This is a genomic window from Vibrio sp. PID23_8, assembly GCF_003584965.1.
Lineage (GTDB): Bacteria > Pseudomonadota > Gammaproteobacteria > Enterobacterales > Vibrionaceae > Vibrio.
Map to the genome: position 1 here is coordinate 188,367 of NZ_LIXE01000003.1, position 24,859 is coordinate 213,225.

Here is a 24,859-nt window from a genome sequence, read left to right on the forward strand (position 1 = left end):
ATGCTCCTTAATTGCACAGCATATATTAAGTTTAGAAGGCGAGTGGTGTTTTTTCTGCCACCGCAGAGCTGGCGGTTCATTAGGCGATTTGAGTATGAAACGCTCTTTTGAGATTGCTTTTTAATCATTTGAATAAAAAGAATAAAATAACTGTTGATCTATAATCTCAATCCGTTAAAGTTCACCTCGTTCTCATGGCGCTAGTCGTTAGAGAAGATGGTGTCATCCATCGCATGATTGCGTTGCCCTGGTGGTGGAATTGGTAGACACAAGGGATTTAAAATCCCTCGACGTTCGCGTTGTGCCGGTTCAAGTCCGGCCCGGGGCACCATCTCAGTGTTTGATTCGAGAACAACAATTCAGTAAGGCGCCTTGGCAGAGTGGCTATGCAGCGGATTGCAAATCCGTGGACCTCGGTTCGACTCCGGGAGGCGCCTCCATTATTTCGAATAAACCAGCTTAGTGCTGGTTTTTTTGTATTCAACATTTTCCTCAAAAAATGCCTTAGTTAATGGTTTACCTACCTGAAGAAATAGGTGGCGAGCAGATTTCGATGAAAAATTGTTTAGAACAAAGTATCAATTGCAGCTAGCAAGTCGCTCTATAGAAAAATGATCTAGTTCATTAACGAGTTCGGGAACGTTTTGCAATGCTTCCTCGTACAGTTAAAGACGAACACACTAAGTTAAATCGTAAGAGGTAAAGAATTCGGTGTTTTTTATGATCTTAGCTTGGCCCGATAAATGGAGACTGCTGTAGATTGGTATAATGCAAAACCACAGATCAAGTGTTTAATTGAAGGTTGATTGAGCAATGTGAGTAGAGAATGTACATGTAAGTTGGCTTTTTAATCACTTGAATAAAAAGAATAAAATAACTGTTGACCTATAATCTCAATCCGTTAAAGTACGTCTCGTTCTCACGGCAACAGCCGAAGAGAAGATGGTGTCGTCCATCGCATGATTGCGTTGCCCTGGTGGTGAAATTGGTAGACACAAGGGATTTAAAATCCCTCGACGTTCGCGTCGTGCCGGTTCAAGTCCGGCCCGGGGCACCATCTAAATTATACGAGAACAACAATTCGGTAAGGCGCCTTGGCAGAGTGGCTATGCAGCGGATTGCAAATCCGTGGACCTCGGTTCGACTCCGGGAGGCGCCTCCATTCTTTTAGAAAGCCAGTCTAATGACTGGCTTTTGTCGTTTTATCCAAACAACCTCCTCAAGTATGCTTTAAAAAATGGGACGCATTTGGACAAATGTGAACCCAAACCATCTGCAATTTTCATTAAATAAACCCTGTTCTGAGTGTACGCTGAGGTGCATTTTTAGTTCCGACATTGATATGCATCAAGTGCAAGTAAAATAAACTTATAAGCAACGATGTGAGCATTCATTCTGTCCTATACCTATCGATAAGAAGTGTATTTATTCGAGTTACAAGGAGGGCAGCATGAAATTTTCCTCGTATTATGGCCGACGGCATGTTGCTACGAGCAAATTGACAGCGCTTGTGCTTTTTTTAATTTCCGTCGTAAGCCTACCTACAATTCTAATGGGTTGCCAAGACGAAGACACTCAAGCCATAAACTATTCGGTTACTCATACATTCAGTGTTGATGACATTATCGGTCAATTTGACGGCAGTACGTATGCCCAAAATCCTGCAATTCTTTGTGGGATCACGACTGAAAGTCCTGATTGCAACAATACGCAGCCACTGATTGAAAAAAAATCAGGCCAAATTCTGTACCCGATCGATAGCGAATTTGGATACGTTATCGAAGATTTTGTGGGGGCAGCATCTAAAGTGCTAGATGGTGATTATGCAGAGGGTTGGGCTAACAACATCAATCTATTGCCTAACGGAGCGGGGTTGATGGTGGCGAATGCCCCAACAGGTGTATTTAAGGCACCTAAGTTACTCGGGACTTGGTGTTCAGGATTAGGGGGAAGCTTAGTGAAATGCTCCACAGAACACTACACGACGATGGAGCATATTCTGACCTGCTATGAATCGATTCCATATGCCACTACTGATTTTTTAAATTTGAGACTCCTAGATCCACTTAGTGGAGAGCAGCGTAGCCTTGTTGATCCGAATCCTGAATTGGTTGGCCCAAATAAAATTATTGGCAGTTGTAGTGACGAGCGTTTGGATGATGAATTATTTATTGTTCGCGATGGTGTTGTGACCACAGAGCAGCTCACCAGCAATGACCCTACTGAAGGGCAAATGGCGGCGAATGAATCGAGCGTTCGTCAAGACTTAGCGCTTGGTAAAGACTACAGTGTCAGCTTAAAGGACGACGGGAAAGTGTTATATCGATGGGGGAATGCAGTCAAACGTCCAAACGATATCCGACTTTATGCTCGTATGGCGTTGCCGAATGCATGGAAAGTCCCAGGGGCGAATTATGAGGTAATTAAAGCAGAGTTAGTCGTCATCCACGAAATTACCAATAACCCAAACGATCAGTTGCGACCAGAAGATATGGAAAACGAAGCGGCGACAGGCAGACTTCCATCTTATTCGGTGGTTGGCGAAAACTGGGTTTCTACTCGCGATTGCTACGAGGGCGACGGTGATTTTATTCCAGCAGGAACGCTCTTTAAAAATAGCGCGTTTGCCAATTCAAACGGTTTTTCTGCCGATCTTACTAAAGGTCTAACCAATGCATGGTATACCACGATCGATAGAGATCCATTTGATAGCGGAACTAATGTTGGGCCTCGCTGGCGACTAAAATCGAACAAGTTTGGTCAAGATGTGCCTTCGTTAGAGATCCCATTTGCATCCTGCACACCGCCACCCTATAACCACGATAGCTATAAATACGTTGTGGGAACTGAAACTAGGACAACCATTAACTTATTGGACTACCGTGATGGTGAAGAATCGCCGTTAAGTACCAGTGAAGGCTGGGTGGATGCGAGCAAAAACTCGGTTAATATCGGCGCCTCAAATAGAACCGATGAAGGAAATGGTACGTCAATCAATGGATTGCCTTTGACAGAGGACTTTGATCTTGCAGTTTATATCAAAGGGGATGCGAAAGGGACTCGAATCTACAATGCGACACTAAATATAGATTATTCCCCAGTAAATTTGGGAGGTGACAGCGATGAGGGCTTATAAATTTAGCATTAATACCATTACCTGCCTTTTGTGCCTTACCGTCACACCTGGGCTACTGGCGGCGCAAAATACGTTTGTTCAACGACACACATTCAGTGTCATGGATGTGCAGGGGGGTAAGGACAATGCCACTTACGCAGAGGATCAATCCGTTATATGTGGTATGACTGACAGTACGTACAGCGTATGCCCAGATGGTGCCGCACAACAGGTAACGGATAACGAGGGGATTACACTTTATCCTATTGAGAGTAATTTTGGATACGTTGTTTCAGATTTTGTTGGTGCAGCACCACGTACATTTGATGAAGACTACGCCGAAGGCTTTGCAGGGAATATTAACGATGACACCTATGGTGATGGCGTTGCTATTGCTAATGTCGAAACGAACTTATTTAAGACTCGAGATGGTTACGGAACTTGGTGTTCTGGGGTTGGTGGGTCAAGTGTGAAGTGTTCATCTGAACATTATGTGGTGATGGAACATGTGCTTAGCTGTAATGTATCGGTGCCTTACTCCACAACAGAAATCCAGCGAGATCTACTTGATCCTGCTACCGGTCAGATTGTCGATAATTGCGTGAATAATAAATTGAGTGATGTGCTGAAGATCGTACGTAATTTTGAGGTGACGGAAGAAGTATTAACATCGATGGTGCCAGGGGAGCAAATGGACGCTAATGAGTCAACGGTTCAGCACGATATTGCCGTAGGTAAGGATTATTCCATTACGCTAAAAGATGATGGAAAACCGTTATATCGCTGGGGGAACTTAATAAAGCGGCCTAACGACGTTCGCCTTTATGCCAGAATGGCATTACCACAATTATGGAAGGATAACCCTGAAACCGCTTACCCAGTAAGCAGTGCAACGTTGACGATTACCCATTCAATCACAAATAATCCGAACGACCAGATTCGTCCAGAAGATATGGAGAATGAAGCAGCAACTGGACGGCTACCTAGCTACCTAGCCATCGGTTCAAACTGGCAGTCGGTACGTGATTGTTATGAAGGTGATGGTGACTTTATTCCTGCGGGTACGCTGTACAAAAATGCATCTTTTGGACAGTCGGATGCGTTTTCTAGCGATTTAATTTCCGGTATGACCAATGCTTGGTATACCAGTATCGACCGTGACCCATTTGAAGCGGTTGAGTCTGTAGTTGGACCGCGATGGCGTCTAAAAGCCAATAAATATGGGCAGGATGTGCCAAGTCTCGAGATTGCAAATACCAGCAGCGAATGTACTACGCCACCATTTGATAAGGAGGATCAAAAATACTCAACGGGAGATTACACAACAACCACGATTGATCTTCTGGATTTTAAAGGTGTGTCACCACTATCAACGAGTCGAGGATGGGTCGATGCGAGTCAAAATAGTATTAATCTTGGAGCCGATGGTTCACCAGACGCGACGAATGGGGTCTCAATAAACGGATTGCCATTAACTCCAGACTTTGATCTTGCTGTTTACGTGAAAGGGGACAAGAAAGCGGTGAAGATCTTTAACGCTGAATTGGTTATCAACTGGGATGACTTACAATAATAAAAGGTCATACTATGAGCAGCTATGTAAATGAATCATGCAGTATGGGCTCCTGGCGGGCGATAGGGAACAACTTAGTGATAAGACTAGTCGTAACGACTGTTTTGCTCTTGTTCTCTATCGGTTTCGCGGGAGCTACCACCACAGTTCAGCCAAAAGGTGGCAGTGACCACACTTATAAGCAACAAGCGGGAAAACCGGTTAGTGGTGAATACGAAAAGACAAAGCATGCTTTATATAGCGAAGACTTCGCGGCCTTAGAAAAGTCAGTTTCCAATCAGCCAGAATGGATTAACCAGATTGACCCTGTAACAGGACAAACTCTACTGGGGAGTGCAATTTTACAAGCTCACGAATCCGCTGTTCGGAGCTTGATAAAATATGAGGCAGACATCAACGCTGTAAATCGCCGAGGGCAGACGCCGTTGATGCTTGCAGCCGAGGTGGGGAATGAGATTCTTGCTAAGCAGTTGATTGATCTAGGTGCAGCGTTAAATAAACGCGACCAACGCTCTAGAACGGCACTTTATACCGCAATCCAATTAAAACATAATAAAGTGGCCAAGGTTCTTATTCATATGCGTGCTAACGTGCACCTAGCAGCAGACCAAGGGCAGTCACCATTGTTTATTGCGGTCAAGCATGGCGATAAAGCTTTGGTTGCAGATTTATTAATGGCGGGCGCGCAGCCTAACAGCCAGAATGATAAAGGACAAACTGTGTTAGCGGCCTCTATTGCTAGACAAAGTCCCGAAATCACCAGTTTGTTGATTGAGGCCGGAGCCGAAATTGACGGACCTGACGCTCAAGGACGGACGGCGCTTCATTATGCCGCCGAAGAAGGTGATGGCAAGCTGGTCGTCATGTTGTTGAGAGAAGGTGTTAATATTCAGCCTCGTGACAATTACAACTACAATCCTTTGCACTTAGCGGCGATGAATGGAAACCTTGCGGCTACACGATTATTAGTCGAAGAGGGGGCAGAGGTTAACAGTATGCAACGTCATAATTTTACGCCACTGATGTTGGCCGCTCAAAATGGTCATGTCGCTGTCGTCAGTTATCTATTGGGTCTAGAAAATACCCTAGTAAACGCACAGAATGTAGGTGGAGTCACTGCCTTGATGATGGCGGCTGGTGGGGGATTCAGTGGGGTCACTGAATTACTGCTTGAGAACAAAGTCGATTTGAACAAGGTGAATACTCCAGGATGGAATGCGTTGTTCTATGCTATCGCAGGACGGCATTCGCGTACCGCTGCTCAATTGATCTCTGCTGGAGTTAACCTGGATTGGCAAGACCAAAATGGTGCAACCGCGCTTCTCTTAGCGTCAGGAAATCATCAAAACGATACGGTAGATTTGCTGTTGGACAGCGGCGCCAAAATTGAGCTTTCGGATCGACAGGGACTCACTCCATTAATGGCCGCTTCGCTGACAGGATCTTCTGAGTTGGTGCGCTTACTTATACAAAAAGGAAGTAAAATAGCAACGAAGGATACGCTAGGACGTACCGCATTACATTGGGCTGCTCAAGGAGGTAACGTTAACGTACTTGCCGAGCTGATTCAGGCGGGGGCAGAGGTTAATACTCTTGATCATGACCAACGAACACCACTGATGAATGCGACGGTAAAAAATCACATTGAAGCTGTAGACTTATTGATGAAACTTGGGGCTGATAAAACGATAAAAGATCGGCAAGGGAAGACAGCTGCTGACTGGGCGTTGTTTAAAGGTAACAAGCAAATTGCTAAGCAAGTTGGAATATCACACTGAAGTGCTACTAGGCCATGGCTTATTAGGTATAATTTGCGAGAAATACGCTTAGCTAGATAATTTTGTCCCATTTGGTTCGATAAAGCAGCAATTTGTTGTTTTTTATACCAAACGGATTAAAAGGGCGTTATTTTCTTTGACTATCCCACATAAATCGTTAAAGTACGCGGCATCAGGAAGGCGGTAGCCTCGAAGATACCTTTCAAATGTTTCTGTTTAGAAACGACAAAATGGCGCCTTGGCAGAGTGGCTATGCAGCGGATTGCAAATCCGTGGACCTCGGTTCGACTCCGGGAGGCGCCTCCATTTCTATTCATCCTGATTTCAATCTACCTAATATCGCAGTTAAAGCACTAATCTGTAACATATGTGAACTAGACTGTATCAAATTGTAACATCATACTCTTCACTCGTTAGTCTCTCTATTTATTACTGATTTTCTACCCTAATCGATTTTCGTTGCGATTGTGACTGAACAATGTGTCCACTTAGCTCTTCTATTACATATTCAAGTTTTAATAAATCAATAACTTAACCGATGGCACGCTCTATGCCTTAGTGATGGTGAAACGAAAGTCGTATCACGCTTTCACTCTTTTAAAGGCAATGAATGACATATGGACCTTCGTCAAGTTTTAGAAGTGTTCTAAGGAGTAGATTATGAAACCTGATAAGCCAGATCTCTGGCATACGATGACGAGCTTTATATTTGCAGCTTTTACGAGTGTTTTGATTGGTAGTTCTGCATTTGCGACACCAACTGATGGGGTGTTTGAGCTAGAGCCAAACGCAAACGCTGTTGATGATTCAGGAGTTGGTGCCCCCGACGATTGGGGAACTCCGCCACTCGCTGGCTCTGCACAAGTCTTTAGCTTTGAAGATGATACCGCCACCCCAGACACGATATTTACCGGGGGTAAAAAAGACATACAAGACATCCCTCAGTTAGGTTGGAAGACCGGGACTGTCCTCGATAAAGGGGACATTCATCATGCGTATGCAGCGGCTTATATTATCAACAATGAACTTATCTTAACCTTTGGTGCAAACCGCTTCGGCAATAGCGGCGACGCCTTTTTAGGATTTTGGTTTTATCAAGATTCTGTTGGAACGAATCCTGACGGTACGTTTTCCGGTGAACACGTCGCGGGTGACTTACTTATCCAAGTAAATTACTTACAATCGGCGAATGCTGGACCTGAGATTTTGGTTCTAGAATGGGATACAACTTGTAACAAAGCTGCGAGTAATAATCCACAAGATGGACAGTGTGCAGCTGCAAACCTTCGTTTAAAAATTAGAACCAATGCACTATGTGCTCCGGGAAATCAATTGGTTTGTGCTTCTACAAATACGTCTGATGCAACTTCGCCATGGCCGTATACTCCTAAAGATGGTGTAGACGATGTTTTCCCTCCGGAAACCTTCTTCGAAGGGGGCGTAAATATTACACAGCTTCTTCAAGCGGACACCTGTTTTAGTGCTTTTGCCGCAGAGACGCGTGCATCAAGTAGTGTTACAGCGCAGTTGAAAGACTTTGTCGTTGGAGACTTTGAGTTATGTAGTGTAGATATTACCAAAACGTGTAATCAAGCGATTGTGAACGCGACTGAAGACGGCTATATCTATAACTATAGCGGTAACGTTATTAATGATGGTGTAGGCACACTATATGACGTAGTCGTTGAAGATCTGGAAGCGGGTACCACTCACAGTCTTGGTAGTATTGCCTCAGGTCAGAGTGCAAGCTACTCAGGAAGCTTTGAGAGTACAAGTAATGGTCTAACCAACACTGTAAAAGTCACCGCTGCCGCAACACCTGGTGGACAAGCAACGATTACGGATACTGCCAGCGATCCTTGTGAGAAAATACCGTTATCAGCAATGATCAGTGTGAATAAATCATGTACCAGCGGATTCAAACAAACCTCGAGTGGCATTGTTGCCGAAGTAAGCTTCTCTGGCATGGTTTGCAATACAACGCCAGATTTGACGTTGGTTAACGTTTCTGTTGTGGATGACTCAGGCACGCCGAGTGATACCTCAGATGACGTTGTAGTACTGAGCAATGTCGTGCTCGGGCCTCCAAATAGTGGTAACGAGTGTAGCTCATACAGTGGTAGCTATATTCCTAAAGCGTTTAGCAATTCACAAACGCAATCATTCCGAGACACGGTCACAGCGGTTGGCTTCTTGAAGATTGATGGCACTAAGGGCACAGATACAGCCTCTGCTGATTGTAATATCTGTCCTGTACCAAGTAACTAAATGATGGCGTTAAAAAGCCTGGATGTTTCCAGGCTTTTTGTTCTTTGCCCGGTTTTTCTTTCCCTCCATAACTTCCGTGTTTGCCAGAATAGGGCTTTTAGCAGATCCTGCCTGTCTCAGCACAAGTCGTTTAACAGTAACCTATTGAGTATGAAAAACACGGAAGTGACTCTGCGGGGGAGAATTTAAACTAATTCGCTTTTTCAGATATTCAAAATAGCCAACTGACGCACCCAAATCTTTAGAGGTTACCGGATGTAGAAGTCTGACTGCACAATAATCCACTCTTTATCAATTATTGTCTGGGCCGAATAGAGAGTTATCAAAACGGGTTCTATTTTTATTGTTGTGAAACAATATGAAAAATACGTTGCTTTTGTTTGTTTGTTTAAATTACACGATTCTTGCCAAAGTTACGAAAGTTAAGGCTTGTCTTATGGTTAAATATTGCTCCTACCCCTTTAGGGTAGTTTGATTCTGTAATTGATTTACATCATGTATTAATTTTCTTTCATAATTAACAATGCGCTCAGTGATAAGAACCTAACCCTTAGGAATTAGAATGAGCAAGTTGAAGCTAGTTGTCATCGGTAACGGCATGGTAGGCCACCGTTACATCGAAGACTTAGTCGACAAAACCGATGTTTCTAATATGGACATTACGGTTTTCTGTGAAGAACCTCGTGTCGCATATGACCGTGTACACCTTTCCTCTTACTTTTCTCACCATACTGCAGACGAGCTTTCCTTAGTAAAAGAAGGTTTCTACGAGAAGCACGGTATTAACATGTTGATCGGCGAACGCGCGATTAACATCAACCGTGAAAACCGCATCGTTTACTCAAGCACTGGCCGTGAAGTTCAATACGACAAGCTGATTCTTGCTACTGGCTCATTCCCATTTGTTCCACCTATCAAAGGTCACGAAAGCAAAGACTGTTTTGTTTACCGTACTATCGAAGATCTTAAAGCGATCGAAGCGTGTGCGAAGAAGAGCAAATCAGGCGTAGTTATCGGCGGTGGCCTGCTAGGCCTTGAAGCGGCAGGCGCACTGAAAGCGTTGGGTGTAGAAACACACGTTGTTGAGTTCGCACCAAAGCTGATGGCAGAGCAACTTGACCTTGCTGGTGGTAACCAACTTCGCCAAAAGATCGAGCGTATGGGCGTGAACGTTCACACCAGCAAGAACACGCTTGAGATTGCTGCAGAAGGTACAAGCGCTCGTAACGTTATGCGCTTTGCAGACGGTACTGAGCTAGAGACAGACTTCATCGTATTCTCTGCGGGTATTCGTCCTCAAGACAAACTTGCTCGTCAAATGGGATTAGATGTTGCTCCTCGTGGTGGTGTAGCGATCAATGACCACTGTCAAACATCGGATGATAACATTTACGCTATCGGTGAGTGTGCGTCTTGGAACGAAATGTTCTACGGTCTTGTGGCGCCTGGTTACAAAATGGCGACAGTTGCGGTTGATCACCTACTGGGTAATACAGAAAGCAAATTCCAAGGCGCAGACATGTCTGCGAAACTTAAATTGCTTGGCGTGAAAGTTGGCTCTATTGGTGATGCGAACGGTCGCACAGAAGGTTGTAAGAGCTACGTTTACCAAAACGAAGAGCAAGAAGTTTACAAACGACTTATCGTATCAGAAGACAATAAGAAATTGCTTGGTGCAGTGATGGTTGGCGATACGTCTGACTACGGTGATCTTCTACAGCTTATGCTGAATGAAATCGACCTACCTGAGCACCCTGACGCGTTGATCTTACCAGCACACGCAGGCGCAGAAAAACCGTCTCTGGGCGCAGACGCACTACCAGAGAGCGCAGTTATCTGTTCATGTTTCGATGTGACCAAAGGTAAGATCGCGCAAGCGGTGGCTGATGGTCATCACACATTGGGTGACATCAAAGCGATAACAGGTGCAGGTACAGGTTGTGGTGGGTGTATTCCTCTCGTGACTTCAGTACTGAACGCAGAGCTTGCGAAATCGGGTATCGAAGTGAAGAGCGACGTATGTGAGCACTTTGCTTACTCTCGTCAAGAGCTATTCCACTTGATCCGCATCGAAGAGATCAAAACGTTTGAAGAGCTTCTAGAGAAGTACGGTAAAGGTTACGGCTGTGAAGTGTGTAAACCACTGGCTGGTTCAATCTTGGCTTCTTGTTGGGGTGAGCACATTCTTAAGCCTCAATTGGTTAAGCTGCACGACACCAATGATAACTTCCTGGGTAACATCCAAAAAGACGGTACTTACTCTGTTATCCCTCGTATGGCAGGTGGTGAAGTAACGCCTCAAGCGCTGGGTGTTCTAGCGGCGGTTGCTGAGGAATACAACCTATACACTAAAGTGACAGGCGCACAGCGTATCGGTCTGTTTGGTGCTCAAAAAGACGATCTTCCACAGATCTGGCGCAAGCTTATCGATGCTGGTTTCGAAACCGGTCAAGCTTACGCAAAAGCGCTTCGTATGGCGAAGACATGCGTTGGCTCGACGTGGTGTCGTTACGGCGTTCAAGACTCTGTCGGTCTAGGCTCGTACATCGAGAACCGCTACAAAGGCATTCGTACCCCTCATAAGATGAAGTTCGGTGTTTCTGGCTGTACTCGTGAGTGTGCGGAAGCACAAGGTAAAGACCTTGGCATCATCGCGACTGACGCAGGTTGGAACATGTACGTATGTGGTAACGGCGGCATGAAACCTCGTCACGCAGACCTACTAGCAAGTGACCTAGATAAAGAAACGTTAATTAAGTACATCGACCGCTTCATGATGTTCTACATCCGCACTGCCGCGCCACTACAACGCACATCGGTTTGGATGGAAAACATGGAAGGTGGCGTTGACTACCTACGCGAAGTGATTGTTGAAGACAAACTTGGCATCAACGCTCAACTAGAAGAAGACGTAGCGAAGCTTGTAGACGAGTACGAGTGTGAGTGGACTGCGACCATCAATGATGAATCACAATTGAAACGTTTTGCACACTTCATCAACTCTGACAAACGCGATGACAACGTTGTGTTTGTACAAGAGCGTGAACAGCACCGCCCTGCAACTTTCACGGAGAAATACCCTGAAGTGAAAGGCGACATCCTACACGTAGCGATCACTGAAGCATAAGGAAGAGTTGATATGTCATTTGAAAAGATTTGCCAAATCAGCGATATCGTACCGGGCACTGGCATTTGTGCACTGCTTGGTGGAAAGCAAGTTGCCGTATTTCGTCCGACTGAAGCCGAAGAAGTTCTGGCTATCAGCAACACAGACCCGTTTTTTCAATCAAACGTGCTTTCTCGTGGTTTGATCTGTGAGCACCAAGGTGAGCTTTGGGTTGCAAGCCCACTTAAAAAGCAACGATTTAATTTAGCAACCGGTGTTTGCATGGAAGACGAGCATTTCAACGTGAAAGCGTACAAAGCGCGCGTGACTAACGGCGAAGTGGAAATTTCTGCATAAGCTCGATTTGAGTTCCCTCCTCTTTGGGGGAGGGAACTAACCGAAATCTAGATTTAATAGGCAAAGGCTTTCCGTGGTTCATCTACGGGTACAGGGAAGCTAGGTGTTACTCATCGGTAAGTCTTTCTCTATTCAATCTTTAATTTTTAACTTTCACATTTTTGAATAAGGACACATTCATGTCTACTGACTTTAAGCCTGCAGAATTCGTGCAAACCATGATCAACGTGGGTGAAGCGAAAACCAACACTAGTACTCGCGATCTTCTTCTTCGCGGTACAATGGCTGGTATTATTCTTTCTCTGGCGGTTGTGGTCGCAATTACAGCGATGGTACAAACGGGTATAGGCCTTGTGGGAGCGTTGGTCTTCCCTGTCGGTTTTGTGATTCTCAGCGTCATGGGTTACGATCTAGTGACAGGTGTTTTCGGCCTTGCACCATTAGCGAAGTTCGAAAATCGTCCTGGCATAACGTGGAGTCGCATCTTCCGTTGTTGGGGGCTTGTTGGTTTGGGTAACCTAATCGGTTCTCTGATCGTTGCTTACCTAGTGGCTATCTCTTTGACAGGCAACTTTTCTCTAGAACTGAATGCAGTAGCGAAGAAATTTGTCGCTGTTTCTACTGCACGTAGCCTTGGTTTCGAGAATATGGGTATGGACGGATGGATCACGTGTTTCGTGCGCGGTATCTTCTGTAACCTGATGGTGTGTCTAGGTGTTATCGGCAACATGACAGCGCGTTCAGTTTCTGGTCGCGTAGCGATGATGTGGTTCCCGATCTTCATCTTCTTCGCACTAGTATTTGAACACACAGTAGTAAACATGTTCCTATTCCCACTGGGTATGATTCTAGGTGCGGATTTTGGCATTGCGACATGGTTGAACTTCAACCTAATTCCAACAATCCTAGGTAACATTGTTGGTGGTTTAGTTATGACATGTATTCCACTGTACCTAACTCATGCTAAAACTGCGCCATCTATCAATGCGCAAGACGAAGTAAAAGCAGAACCTTCAATGGCGAAATAATTCGCTTGTGCTAGCCCCATCTTTAGATAGATGGGGCCATGCTTTAATCTTAACTTTCATCTGTTATTTAATTGTTTTGGCGATAAAAAGTAATCACTCTTTAGAGTAGTTTGAATCCTAATTGGATCATGTGAGTGTTACTTTTTATATCTAAATTTACCGATAGGCATTGATATGACTACAGTTCATTCATCTTTAAACCACGGCTTTGTTTCACTAGTGGGCGCAGGGCCTGGCGATCCTGATTTACTCACAGTCAAAGGCTTAAAAGCGATTCAAGCGGCTGAAGTTGTTGTGTATGACCGATTAGTGTCGAAAGACATTCTTGAGCTAGCGCACGCATCAGCAGAGATGATCTATGTAGGTAAAAAACTAGACTTTCATTGCGTACCACAAGATCAAATCAACCAAATCTTGGTACAAAAAGCGCAAGAGGGTAAGCGGGTGGTGCGCCTAAAAGGTGGCGATTCGTTTATTTTTGGCCGTGGTGGTGAAGAGCTAGAAGAGTTAGCCGAGTTTGGCATCAAATACGAAGTGATCCCGGGTATTACGGCAGCTGCAGGTGCGACAGCTTATGCGGGTATTCCTTTGACGCATCGCGATCACGCACAGAGTGTTCAATTTATTACAGGACACGTGCAAAAAGATGGTCGTGAGATTGAATGGCACTCATTGGCACAGTCAAATAACACACTTGTGTTCTACATGGGACTAAAACAAAGTGGTCAAATCATGGATAAGCTGATCACGCATGGTTTAGATCCAGAAATGTCGTGCGCTATCATCGAAAATGGTACGCGACCAGAGCAACGCGTGTTCCAAGGGAAGTTGAGTGAATTAGCAAATATGGCTGAGAAAGCCGTAAGCCCAGCGTTGATAGTGGTTGGTAGTGTTACTCAGTTACACAATAAATTGGATTGGTTCTGCAAACATTAAGTTTCATAATACCAAGCCTCGTAATCACTAATCTTCACAATACTGAAATTTATAATAACTAATCTTAATAGCAGCCAAGTCTAATAATAACTTAGCTTCGACATTGTTAAGTATTAAATGGCACAGGGGCTGCGTTTCTGCTGCATTTCTCTTTTTCGCATTGGCATCTCATCAATGAGGTTATTGATGAATTGCCAATCGGTTTTTGCGCCCCAGCGGTGTTTTTCTTCACCGTCTTTTCCTAATAGAATTGCGGTGTGCTGTCCTTGTTTTACTTGGTAGAGTTTGGCAAGCATCTTCAAATCGAATTCTTCTTTTAACCATGCCGGTTGAGTAAACCCATCTTCAGCAATAACCAGTGTGACAATGTCACGGTCTTCGAGTTCGCATTCGTTCATTAAGGCTTCGAGTAAAAACTGCTTCACGTGGTCATCATTGCTCGGCGCAAAATACAGCACACTTCGATGCGGCCAGTGTTGATCATGTGACGGATAGCCAAAAGCAGCAGTGGACACTAGGCACGTAACCAATAGAGCGAGTACTTTGTGTATCATGGCATTACTCCTATAAACGTGAACAACAGGTCTGGTCACGTCTGTAAACCAAGTTACTCTAGCTGAACTGAATCTATGAGCAGAGCACCTTGAGATTACTTGTATACATACGTAAGTTTAGTGGAAATCGCTCATTGTGCTTTTGGGCAAAGTCGCTTAGGGTATGCAGCAAAAGATAAGGTGTACGAAATAGATGAGTTCGGAAAATAAACAAACAGTCGCGATTCTTGCTGATGTGCAGAATGTGTATTACACCTGCCGAGAAGCGTATCGAGCAAATTTTGACTACAACCAGTTCTGGTATGTGGCGACACAAGACAAACATGTGGTCAGTGCTCGCGCTTATGCTATTGCTAGTAATGATCCTAAACAGCGTCAATTCCACCATATTTTACGTGGTGTGGGTTTTGAAGTGATGTTAAAACCGTTTATTCAGCGTAGAGATGGTAGCGCTAAAGGGGATTGGGATGTTGGCATCACGCTCGATGCGATAGAGATTGCTCCAGAGGTAGACGAAGTGATACTGGTTTCTGGTGATGGTGATTTTACGATGTTAGTTGAACGTATCCAGCAACGTTTTAATAAGAAAGTCACCGTTTATGGCGTACCTAAGCTCACTTCTCAGACTCTCATAGATGCGGCGGACAGCTTTATTGCAATAGAAAATGATTTTTTGCTGTAATTGCTTTTTCTGTAATAGCTTATTTGCGGTGATGCATTTTAAGAACAGAGGTGAATTGTTCGCACAAGCAATTCACCTCTGTGATGTCGTAGAACTAAGGAAAGTCGACACTCGGTCAGCTCTACGGATTCACGAAAGTCATTAACTTTGCTCACTAACCTCACTTTCTACCGCACTATCAGTACCTTGCTCAGTCACTTGGTTTTGCTCTTCTGCTTCCATTTTTGCACGTTCAGCTTTAGAGATGTAACGGGGCTTGTTGCTTTTGTGCAGTTTTGAATTCTGCTTTTTTAGCTTTGATTTTAAAATTTGGTTGATTTTCTTCTTGCGGTTCATGGTGTTGGTCCTTTAATTTAGCGGGGCAGAATAGTGATTTTTCCGCTAAGTTACAAGCCTAATGGATACCCTATGAGAACACTTAATACAGAGCGCCTAATACTACGTCTTGTTAGTGTAGAAGATGCGCCGTTTATTTTAGAGCTCTATAACCATCCAGATTTTTATCGCTTTGTCGGTGACAAGCAAATTCGTACCTTAGATGAAGCACAACGTTACATCGAATTGAACATGCTACATATGCAAAAACTTAAAGGCGTGAGCTTGCTGGTGGTTGAAACTAAAGATGACAACCAACCAATAGGTATATGCGGGTTAGTGAAGCGTGATACATTGACTGCTCTTGATATTGGCTACGGATATTTGCCAACGGCTTATGGCAAAGGTTATGCAATCGAAGCGGCGAAAGCTGTCGTTAAATTTGCCCGCGATGGAATGAATATAGAAAACCTTGTTGCTATCACCAAAAATGACAATATTCGTAGTATCAGTTTGCTTAAAAAGCTCGGCTTTCAGTATCAGCGTGTGGAACAGCAGTACGATAATGGACGGACGTTACAACTTTACTCGATGAAACTGTGAATCTAGGTTAGTTAATGAGCGAGATTTTATTAGGCAAACTTGCCACAGAATTGAAAACGGTAAAAGCCATGATTGAGGTGTATTGCCACGATCATCATGGCACAAAAGGCGAGTTGTGCTCAGCGTGTCGTAAATTGTTGGATTATGCAGAGGTTCGCTTAGATCGCTGTCCTTATGGTGAAGATAAGCCTGCGTGCAATAAATGTCCGATTCATTGTTACAAGCCGGAGCCGAAAGAGCTGATGCGTTTGGTGATGCGTTACTCCGGACCGCGGATGCTAATACACCATCCCATTTTAGCGATTAGGCATTTGGTGCATGAAAAGCGGAGCGTTCCTGAAAAACCTATTGCCAATGCATCGAATCGCCACAGAAGAGCAGCACAAAAAAAACGAGAGCATTGAGCCCTCGTTTTCGTTTGAATTAAGATTATAGGCCTGCAGCCATTTGATGTTTTGATTTCGTCGCTGCCAATAACATGTAGATACAGGTCGCAAGCAGAGCAGCGAATAGGTAACCCAATAAGCCGTGCATTTGCCCCATAAATTTATCTGCAACCACAGGGCCAGCGACAGAACCAACGCTGTAGCTAAATAACATCACCTGAGCGGCTGATACGATAAAGCGCTCATCCAAACCCTCACAACCTAAGTTAATCGCAATCGGGTAAAGTGCAAATGTTGCCATACCCAATAAGAATAGTGATGCCGCAAGCACTACCGCTGACGATGAGATGAATGTCAGGCCGATAGAGAAAATACCAAGAATACAGAAAAACGCCATTAGCACGGTACGGCTCATGTATTTGTTTAACGCTGTCACCATAGGTTGAACTAACATGCCGCCTAGGATCACGAGCGCCATCAAAGTGCCAATGTCTTGGTGGCTAATTTTACGGTTTGCAAGCTCTACAGGCATTAGGCCATAAATAGCACCAAGTGTTAGGCCGGAAACCACACAACCAATGATCGCCGCATGGTTTAGTTTAGAGATTTGCTTAAGTGATAGCGCTGTTGATTCTTGGCTATTTGGTTGTTCACAATCGATGAACATCAATACCAAGATTGCCATTAGGATCAGTGTGATGATCGCAATAAAAGGCACACCGCCGCTAACGCCAAGAATCCCAATGCCAAACTGACCTAGTGCTGAGCCTCCGTACAGTGACAGCATGTATAGGCTTAATCGTTTTGCGCGTGATGATTCATCACCGGCCATCAACCAAGATTCAACAATAACAAATACACCAGCGACGGCAATACCAGCAACAAAACGTGCAAAAAGCCAAACTACACCGTTAGGTACAATAGGCAATACAACGATAGTTAGTGAGAATGCCGCTAAGCAACCTACAAACGCTTTGCGGTGACCAACACTGTGCACGATGCGTTCAAAGAACATTGCACCGATCAGTAGACCGCCATAAAACACACTCGCCAACCAACTCGCATAATCAGCAGAGATGTTGTATTCACCAAGCATAAGAGGGATCAAGCTCATCAAATAGCCTGACGCCACTGCATAAAGAGACAGTGCTACGACAGGAACTGTGACTCGTGGCGATGCAGCAGGAATGGCTGTGTTTTCCAATGTTTTGCGCCTATAAGTTAAGTAAAATTTAGGGGTTAATTGGCGCGAATATGAGTCTAATTAATAGGCAAGTAAAACGATAAATTTCTTTCGTGTCGACAAAAGAAATTTATCGATATTCTATAAAGAATTACTGTATAAAAACGCCAGCCCGTAAACAGACTGGCGAATGGGGTTATTTACTAAGTGCTTGATTTAACCACTGTTCAAATTGAGATTTTGGCAATGCGCCATTGATCATATCGACGCGTTGACCATTTTTATAAACCATAATTGTTGGGATACTACGAATGCCAAATTGTGCAGCGAGTTGTTGCTCTGATTCTGTATCAATCTTGACAAAACGGACGTTTCCGGCTTGATCTTGAGCGACATCAGAGAAAACAGGGGCAAAGCCGACGCATGGATTACACCAAGGGGCCCAAAAATCGACCACGACTGGTGTGCGACTTTGTAACAGCGCAGAAAAGTTTTCGAGCGTTCCCTCAATTGGCGCGCCATCGAACAGCGCAGCCTTACACTTACCGCAGTTTGCTGACTCTGCGACTCGCTCATTGGGAACACGATTTAAACCGCCACAAGACGGACAACGAGTTTTAAACGATGACATGACTTCTTCCTTTATGACAACTTGATGAAAACATGACTTATCAGCCAGCCTCATTATTTGTATACTTATTATGTTATATCCGAATTACTGAGAAATTGTGCTCAGAAAAGCGACTTAGTTCGACGCCCTTGGGTATAGTTTGCCGAAAAATGGAACGGCAAGTTTGTATTGGGACCTGATTAGGTTCTAAGAAATTTCATTTAAATACAACAATAAATAGGTCTGTGATGACAAATTACTATGCTGAAATCACTGGTTGGGGAAAGTGTCTCCCACCAGCCACGCTCTCTAACGATGACCTCAGTACTTTTCTCGATACATCAGATGAATGGATTCGTACCCGCACTGGCATTGAAAATCGTCGCATTAGCCATGTAAATACGTCGGATATGGCCACCGTGGCAGCACAGCATGCAATGGCCTGTGCAGGTGTAGAGGCGAGCGATATTGACTTGATCATTGTTGCGACATGCTCACCCGATTCTCTTATTCCAAATATTGCTTCTAAAGTGCAGCAAAACCTAGGCATTCGTTCAGCTGCCGCATTTGATTTAAACGCAGCGTGCACTGGGTTTGTATACGGTCTTGAAACGGGCACGCGTCTGATTCAATCAGGTAACTACCGTAATGCCATCATCATTGGTGCAGAGCGTCTTTCTTTCTATATCGACTGGGCAATGCGTGATACCGCAGTATTGTTCGGGGATGGTGCTGGCGCTGTGGTTCTAACGCGCACTGAGCAAGAAGTAGGTCTACTGCAATCGCAAATTGGCTGTGATGCAAAAGGTCGTGACATTCTCTCTGTACCTAAGTTTGGTACTTGTATGGATCGTTTCGCAGAAGATAATGGTTACTGGGATTTTAACTTTGTTGGACAAGAGATATTTAAGCGCGCAGTGAAAGGTATGGGCTTAGCGGCGAAAACTGTATTGAAAGCATCGCAGCTAACCACTGATCAAATTGATGTGGTTATTCCTCATCAAGCGAATATTCGTATTATTCAAACATTGTGTGATTTATCTGGCATTCCGCAAGACAAAGCGTTTGTGAATATTCAAAACTATGGCAACACTTCTGCTGCGACCGTGCCAATTGCGTTGTGTGAAGCTGTAGAGCAAGGCCGGGTGAAACCGGGCGACAACATGTTACTCGCGGCGTTCGGCGCTGGTTTAACATGGGGTGCTACGGTACTGAAGTGGGGAGACAGCGTAACGCCTGTCGCGGAAAGTGATGCCGTTCTGCCAGAATGCGATAAATCTGCACTGGAGCTTTTAGAGCGTGCAATCAAGTTATGTAATGAGCGTCCTCGTGGCGATGAAGCATAATCAATACTGTAGGTAATCAAAAGGGAGCATAACGCTCCCTTTTTTGTTCGTTGATTCACGGATTATTTTCTTGCTAGTTTATGGTGAGCTCGTGAGAAGTGATCCGCACAGAATGCACCAACGATAGAGAGTTCTCCCGCTAAACAAAGCGCAGCAGCCACTTCCGCTAAGGCTTTGGCTTTACCGTTTCCATGTAACCCCAAAATATCAAGACATGCTTTTTGTGTAGGTAGTCCCGTCCCGCCACCTACGGTGCCGACCATGATGTTGGGCAATGTTACCGATGCATACAGGTCACCTTGTTGGTCTATGTCCATGCGAGTAATTCCGATGGCAGACTCAGCCACGCACGCGGCATCTTGGCCACAAGCGATATAAAGGGCAGTTAGGGCATTTGCATAGTGCGCATTGATTCCGATGGTACCACTAAGCAATCCTCCAACCATGCTCATTTTTCCAAACTTAACCATGTTTTCTGGCGTGGTGTGGAGATACTTTTTCACTAATTCCGCAGGGATAGTCACTTCTGCAGAGACTTTTTTCCCCCGAACCGAGCGCAGCGTATGCGCATTCGCTTTTTTATCACCAGATAAGTTACCGTCTAAGAATGCATCGACGGGGGCGATAGGGCAGTGTTGCAAAATATAGTGAAATACTTTGTGCGTTGCGATGGTCACCATATTTTGGCCAGAGGCATCACCTGTTACATATTCAAACACGAGGTAAACATGGTTACCTTCTATGTTGACATTAATGTCTTTGAGTTTGCCGTGCGTCGTCGTAGATTCCGCTTCTTTGCGCAATATGTCATATTGTGTCACGACCCAACTGACAAATTGAGCCGCTTCCGCTATTGACACAAAGGCGAAGACCGGAGTTCGAGTCACTCCCTCGCTGATCAACAGTGTACTCGCGCCGCCAGCAGCGGTAATGAGATTGGCACCACGGTTGTAAGATGCCACCAACGCCGCTTCTGTTGTCGCTAACGGAACCAAGTAGTCGTCATTGGCAAACAATCCGTTAATACGAAGAGGGCCTGCAACTCCGACAGGAACGTTCACGGTACCGATAAAGTGCTCAATATTATTTGCATAGTCGTCGTAATGAGATTGTGTGAAAGGATCGAGCAGGAGATCTTTGTCCGTTATGGACGCCAGAACGTTCCAGCGACGGTTAACCAGTTTGTCAGACAGTCCAGCACTCAAGCACAGTTTTCTTACTACTTTATGGTATTTCGGTTCTAATGCCGATTGTACTTTTTCGCAGGTTTCAATATTAGAGAGTGTGGAATGACTCCTTTTACTGTCTAAATTCAATTTCGGCATATCAGTATTCCATTCTTTGTTTGGCTTGGAATAATAGTGATACAACACTATGTATTCGTCATGCAACCGCAGGGCTTTAGGGACTTGAGGCGTTGTGCTTAAACTTGACTAAAATATTACAATTGTTGCTGAAATTGGAAAGCAATAATCGGTCAGAAATCTGGTCATAACTTATTGACCCGGTGTGAAAGTCGCACGATTTTCTATTTGGTTTCAATTCTTACAAGGTCAGTTATGAAAGCAAGCTTCAGATAATGTAAAAGTTGTGCAAATTACTTTCGTTGCATTCATTCAGCCCACAAATTTATGAGTTGAACCCTGATAAGGACGGTATATTCTTAAGTTGTTCTATCTACTTTATGACAAGGGGATGATATGTCCGAGAACGAACAAGAAAAACAGCCAATGGAAGTCGCTGCGAACCAGAATAAAAATAAGAAAGATAAAGTGAAAATGGTGACTAATTGTTTCCTCTTGTTTATCGTTGCGATGCTCATGTTTAGCATTGTTTCTGACCGTATTATCCCTATCACCGATAACGCGCGTGTGAAAGGGTATATCGTGCCTATCAAACCTCAAGTCTCTGGAAATGTATTAGATATTAGAGTGAGACCAAATCAATTGGTAGAAGAGGGGGATGAGCTTGCAATACTTGATAAATCAGATTACGAGATTGCGGTCAAACAAGCGGAAGAGAATTTAGAAATCGCAGGTCAAAATGTAGGAGCCCAAACCGCTTCTATTGCTTCGGCTCAAGCGCGACTCACCTCTGCAATCGTCGAGCGCCAAAATACGGAAGCGCAGGCAAATCGTATTTTGGCGATGGCCGAGAAAGGGGTCGTTTCAAAAGCTGATGCAGACAAAGCGAGAGCAGCATTGGCAACAGCACGTGCAAATGTTGTGAATGCAGAAGCGGATCTTGAAAAATCGAAACAGCAATTGGGCGCGGAAGGAGAAGAGAATAGTCAAGTGAAAGCGGCATTGCTCGCCCTTGAACAAGCACAACTGAATTTAGAACGTACAGTCATTCGTGCACCAACACAAGGCGGGGTATCGAATTTTAGTTTAACCGAAGGCTTCTACGCATCGGCAGGTCAACCGATAATGACGTTTGTTTCTACAGAGGATATTTGGATCGAAGCCTATTTTCGTGAGAATAGCTTAGGCAACGTAAGTATCGGTGATGAGGTTGAGATCGCCTTAGATTTCGCTCCGGGTAAGGTCTTCAAGGGAAAAGTGAGTAGCATCGATTGGGGGGTTGATTGGGGGCAAAACCAGCAAGCCGGCAAACTCGCTCAAGCGAACCAACAAACTGGTTGGCTCCGTCAAACACAAATGTTACCCATTGCGATAGAGTTCGATAGAGAAGAAGTACAAGGTATGCTTCGGGTTGGTGGTCAAGCCGATGTCATCATCTATAGTGGAGATAATGTCGTATTCAATACGATAGGCAAGTTATGGATTCGACTGCTAAGTGTGCTTTCTTATGTCCGATAATTTGCGCTTAGATACCGCGATACAACGCCGGATTTTACGTTTTACCGTTGGTGTTGGTTTAGCGGTGTTTCTCGCAGCTTGGCTTAACTGGGCTCTGGCGTTTGTCGCGCCGGTGTTTACCGCAAAGTTTCTGATAGATAAGCCAAATCTTCATAAAGAAACCGTGTATGAGCTATTGTTGGCTTTAATTGCCACGATGGGATTAGGTTTGCTCTTATCAGGGGGGATCACACACTACCCCATCGTGTTGCTAATGGCGGTCGGATGGATGATGCTGTGGGGATATTACTTGTTTACAAACCCCAAATGGAATTTGTTTGCGACCATACTCATGATAGCGGTATTAATGTTGCCATTTATGTCGATAAATAATCCTGCGGTTTCAGTTTTTCTTGCTGGGGGCTTGGCAACATCAGGTGCAGTATCGGTGCTTATTTTTGCTCTGGTGCATATTTATTTACCGGAGCCGAGCAGTGAATTCGCGGGCTATGCAGAGCCACCAATGTCTAAACAACAACGCTGGTATGCGGCATTTCGAGCGATGCTGATTTCATTTCCTTTGGTGTGCTTTTTCTTTATCTTTCAAATATCAGAAGCGTTGCTAACAATGATGTTTGTTGCGCTGCTGTCACTGATGATTACATCAGAAAAATCCGTAAAATTAAGTGTATTCTTGGTTATCAGCAATGGGATAGGTGGTCTATTGGCGATACTGGCATTTACGATACTCGCCATCGTTCCAAACCTATTTTTTTACACCGCTTTTATTGCTTTATTGGCGGTGTTAATTGGAACCAAAATTTACACGGTCCCGGAAAAGGCACCAATCTTTGCCACCGCATTCAGCACGTTATTGGTATTGATCGGTAGCACGTTGATGAGCTCTGGTGATATCGACAGCAATACATTTGTCCGAATCTTTCAACTTGTGGTGGTCAGCTGCTATATGATCTTTGCCTCTCTGTTGTTAGAAACTCGGCAGTGGAAATTTTTGCAAACATAGTACTTACCCAAATTGGTATAACGCTTAATTTCCTAGTAAAGCGATAAATGCTCTAACTACAGCCGCGATAAATGACACTTACACTTGTAAATTTTCTACGTGATGAGGATGTTCGCACGCATGCCTAATACTGATATCCCATTAGTTCATTCGGAAGAAGTAAAACTGTTTGCTATCATGCTTAAAGAAATTGATGGCGACATTCACGCTTTGCTTGAGTCCGCGCGAATGCCGCAAGATATTCTTATCAATAAGGCACTAAATGCATTTGTTCCTGAAAGCGCATTGAAATCTGTTTTTCAAACATTAGGGGAAAACGCGCCTCCCGAGAAGTTCGCTTTGCTGATGTGGACGTTGTGTCATGATATCTATGTGCCTCGATTTGCAAATCGAGTGACTCAAGTACATTCGCTAAAAGCGGCATTACAAGAGATTGCTGAATTATTGGCTCAGGTTTCAGACAGTGTAAAGCTGACTACCCAAGAAAGAGCAGGCCGGTGGTGGTTAGTGAGAGAAAAAGAGCAGGCTGATCGAGAATGGTTTCGTTATGCAGAAATGTTCTCAGTAATGTTCATGAATGAGCTTTTGAAAAAATTGACAGGGTCGAATTGGCGGCTGACAGATGTCGGCATTCAAGATGAAGATGCAACACCGTTTCATCAATTACCGGGTATGAAGTGCGCTCAGTTCTATACGGAAAGACCAGTTACCGCAATCCACATTTCAGCTTCTATAATCGATCAGCCTATTGCTTTTACCCCTTTCAAAACGGGCGTTAGCACTGATTCCATAGAGCAAGCTGATAAGTTTAGCCTCGCGCTTGCTCGTGCACTTACGCCTTATTTATCGATGGGCAAAATTTCTATTCAGTTTGCTGGAGAACTTATAGACATGAATGCAAGAACGATTCAAAGGCGGTTAGCAAATGAGAACACGACTTACAGAGAAGTTATCGAAAGCTTAGTGTTAAAGCAAACGCTGGAGTTACTCGCAGATAGAGAACTGAGCATCACACATATCGCGCTTAAAACGGGGTATTCGGACTCGGCACACTTTACTCGTGCTTTTAAACGAATGATGAATACCACCCCGAAAGCTTATCGCCAATCCTTGTCATAATTCAAAGTCTCTGTTTTCGTAGAGGCTTTCACTGTCTAAATTAAAAGCTGATTCAACACGTTGTCGCCTAAAGGC

The 24,859-nt window shown here is 44.4% G+C and carries 20 protein-coding genes and 5 tRNA genes; 20 read left to right on the forward strand and 5 right to left on the reverse strand.

Going from position 1 to position 24,859, the window contains the following annotated elements; all coding sequences use genetic code 11:
• Positions 1-244 precede the first annotated feature (244 nt).
• The 13 genes from AK966_RS07380 (at position 245) to cobA (ending at position 14,161) form a co-directional block, all read left to right on the forward strand.
• Positions 245-331, forward strand: a tRNA-Leu gene (locus tag AK966_RS07380).
• 35 nt (positions 332-366) lie between these two features.
• A tRNA-Cys gene (locus tag AK966_RS07385) sits at positions 367-440 on the forward strand.
• A 530-nt stretch (positions 441-970) separates the two neighbouring features.
• Positions 971-1,057, forward strand: a tRNA-Leu gene (locus tag AK966_RS07390).
• Positions 1,058-1,088: 31 nt separating this feature from the next.
• Positions 1,089-1,162: transfer RNA gene (locus AK966_RS07395), tRNA-Cys, on the forward strand.
• Positions 1,163-1,450: 288 nt separating this feature from the next.
• Positions 1,451-3,136, forward strand: coding sequence for a hypothetical protein (locus AK966_RS07400; protein ID WP_099077810.1), 1,686 nt, complete (start codon positions 1,451-1,453; stop codon positions 3,134-3,136).
• A complete protein-coding gene (locus AK966_RS07405) occupies positions 3,123-4,688 on the forward strand; it encodes a hypothetical protein (protein WP_147422374.1) in 1,566 nt (521 codons plus the stop codon). The genes AK966_RS07400 and AK966_RS07405 overlap by 14 nt, the downstream gene beginning before the upstream one ends.
• A gap of 77 nt (positions 4,689-4,765) precedes the next feature.
• A complete protein-coding gene (locus AK966_RS07410) occupies positions 4,766-6,466 on the forward strand; it encodes an ankyrin repeat domain-containing protein (protein WP_182852618.1) in 1,701 nt (566 codons plus the stop codon).
• A 232-nt stretch (positions 6,467-6,698) separates the two neighbouring features.
• Positions 6,699-6,772: transfer RNA gene (locus AK966_RS07415), tRNA-Cys, on the forward strand.
• 354 nt (positions 6,773-7,126) lie between these two features.
• Positions 7,127-8,734 (forward strand): DUF11 domain-containing protein, encoded by a 1,608-nt coding sequence (locus tag AK966_RS07420; RefSeq protein WP_119463850.1) that lies wholly within the window; start codon positions 7,127-7,129, stop codon positions 8,732-8,734.
• Between the two features lie 562 nt (positions 8,735-9,296).
• Positions 9,297-11,861 carry a nitrite reductase large subunit NirB gene (nirB, locus tag AK966_RS07425; protein ID WP_099077806.1) on the forward strand — a complete coding sequence of 855 codons (2,565 nt, stop codon included), beginning with the start codon at positions 9,297-9,299 and terminating at the stop codon, positions 11,859-11,861.
• A 12-nt stretch (positions 11,862-11,873) separates the two neighbouring features.
• On the forward strand, positions 11,874-12,197 hold the full coding sequence (nirD, locus tag AK966_RS07430) for a nitrite reductase small subunit NirD (protein ID WP_119463851.1): 324 nt from the start codon (positions 11,874-11,876) through the stop codon (positions 12,195-12,197).
• Between the two features lie 179 nt (positions 12,198-12,376).
• Positions 12,377-13,225, forward strand: a complete 849-nt coding sequence (locus AK966_RS07435) for a formate/nitrite transporter family protein (RefSeq protein WP_099077804.1) — start codon at positions 12,377-12,379, stop codon at positions 13,223-13,225.
• Positions 13,226-13,399: 174 nt separating this feature from the next.
• On the forward strand, positions 13,400-14,161 hold the full coding sequence (gene cobA, locus AK966_RS07440; RefSeq protein WP_099077803.1) for a uroporphyrinogen-III C-methyltransferase: 762 nt from the start codon (positions 13,400-13,402) through the stop codon (positions 14,159-14,161).
• A 113-nt stretch (positions 14,162-14,274) separates the two neighbouring features.
• On the opposite strand, the gene AK966_RS07445 is transcribed toward cobA, so the two are convergent.
• Entirely contained in the window at positions 14,275-14,715 is a 441-nt protein-coding gene (locus AK966_RS07445; protein ID WP_099077802.1) for a DUF4174 domain-containing protein, read from the reverse strand.
• A gap of 193 nt (positions 14,716-14,908) precedes the next feature.
• Between AK966_RS07445 and AK966_RS07450 the strand changes: the two genes are divergently transcribed.
• Positions 14,909-15,397 carry an NYN domain-containing protein gene (locus tag AK966_RS07450; RefSeq protein WP_099077801.1) on the forward strand — a complete coding sequence of 163 codons (489 nt, stop codon included), beginning with the start codon at positions 14,909-14,911 and terminating at the stop codon, positions 15,395-15,397.
• A gap of 141 nt (positions 15,398-15,538) precedes the next feature.
• On the opposite strand, the gene AK966_RS07455 is transcribed toward AK966_RS07450, so the two are convergent.
• On the reverse strand, positions 15,539-15,733 hold the full coding sequence (locus AK966_RS07455; RefSeq protein WP_119463852.1) for a DUF2986 domain-containing protein: 195 nt from the start codon (positions 15,731-15,733) through the stop codon (positions 15,539-15,541).
• Between the two features lie 72 nt (positions 15,734-15,805).
• Between AK966_RS07455 and AK966_RS07460 the strand changes: the two genes are divergently transcribed.
• Both AK966_RS07460 and AK966_RS07465 read left to right on the forward strand, forming a co-directional pair.
• A complete protein-coding gene (locus tag AK966_RS07460; RefSeq protein ID WP_099077799.1) occupies positions 15,806-16,315 on the forward strand; it encodes a GNAT family N-acetyltransferase in 510 nt (169 codons plus the stop codon).
• Positions 16,316-16,329: 14 nt separating this feature from the next.
• The gene (locus AK966_RS07465; protein WP_099077798.1) at positions 16,330-16,719 is read left to right on the forward strand and encodes a nitrous oxide-stimulated promoter family protein; all 390 of its coding nucleotides are present in this window, start codon (positions 16,330-16,332) and stop codon (positions 16,717-16,719) included.
• Between the two features lie 25 nt (positions 16,720-16,744).
• Here the strand turns inward: AK966_RS07465 and AK966_RS07470 are convergent, their stop codons facing one another.
• Together AK966_RS07470 and trxC are read right to left on the reverse strand one after the other, a co-directional pair.
• Positions 16,745-17,905 (reverse strand): MFS transporter, encoded by a 1,161-nt coding sequence (locus AK966_RS07470; RefSeq protein WP_099077797.1) that lies wholly within the window; start codon positions 17,903-17,905, stop codon positions 16,745-16,747.
• Positions 17,906-18,080: 175 nt separating this feature from the next.
• Positions 18,081-18,515 (reverse strand): thioredoxin TrxC, encoded by a 435-nt coding sequence (trxC, locus tag AK966_RS07475; RefSeq protein WP_119463853.1) that lies wholly within the window; start codon positions 18,513-18,515, stop codon positions 18,081-18,083.
• A gap of 227 nt (positions 18,516-18,742) precedes the next feature.
• Between trxC and AK966_RS07480 the strand changes: the two genes are divergently transcribed.
• Positions 18,743-19,840 carry a ketoacyl-ACP synthase III gene (locus tag AK966_RS07480; protein ID WP_119463854.1) on the forward strand — a complete coding sequence of 366 codons (1,098 nt, stop codon included), beginning with the start codon at positions 18,743-18,745 and terminating at the stop codon, positions 19,838-19,840.
• A 62-nt stretch (positions 19,841-19,902) separates the two neighbouring features.
• Here the strand turns inward: AK966_RS07480 and AK966_RS07485 are convergent, their stop codons facing one another.
• Positions 19,903-21,165, reverse strand: coding sequence for a hydroxymethylglutaryl-CoA reductase (locus tag AK966_RS07485; RefSeq protein WP_099077795.1), 1,263 nt, complete (start codon positions 21,163-21,165; stop codon positions 19,903-19,905).
• Between the two features lie 375 nt (positions 21,166-21,540).
• Here AK966_RS07485 and AK966_RS07490 point away from each other — a divergent pair, with 375 nt between their 5' ends.
• The 3 genes from AK966_RS07490 (at position 21,541) to AK966_RS07500 (ending at position 24,784) form a co-directional block, all read left to right on the forward strand.
• On the forward strand, positions 21,541-22,662 hold the full coding sequence (locus AK966_RS07490) for an HlyD family secretion protein (RefSeq protein WP_119463855.1): 1,122 nt from the start codon (positions 21,541-21,543) through the stop codon (positions 22,660-22,662).
• On the forward strand, positions 22,652-23,665 hold the full coding sequence (locus AK966_RS07495; RefSeq protein WP_119463856.1) for a DUF2955 domain-containing protein: 1,014 nt from the start codon (positions 22,652-22,654) through the stop codon (positions 23,663-23,665). Before AK966_RS07490 ends, AK966_RS07495 begins: the two co-directional genes overlap by 11 nt.
• Before the next feature lie 120 nt (positions 23,666-23,785).
• Positions 23,786-24,784, forward strand: coding sequence for a helix-turn-helix domain-containing protein (locus tag AK966_RS07500; protein ID WP_119463980.1), 999 nt, complete (start codon positions 23,786-23,788; stop codon positions 24,782-24,784).
• The last annotated feature ends 75 nt before the right edge of the window (positions 24,785-24,859 follow it).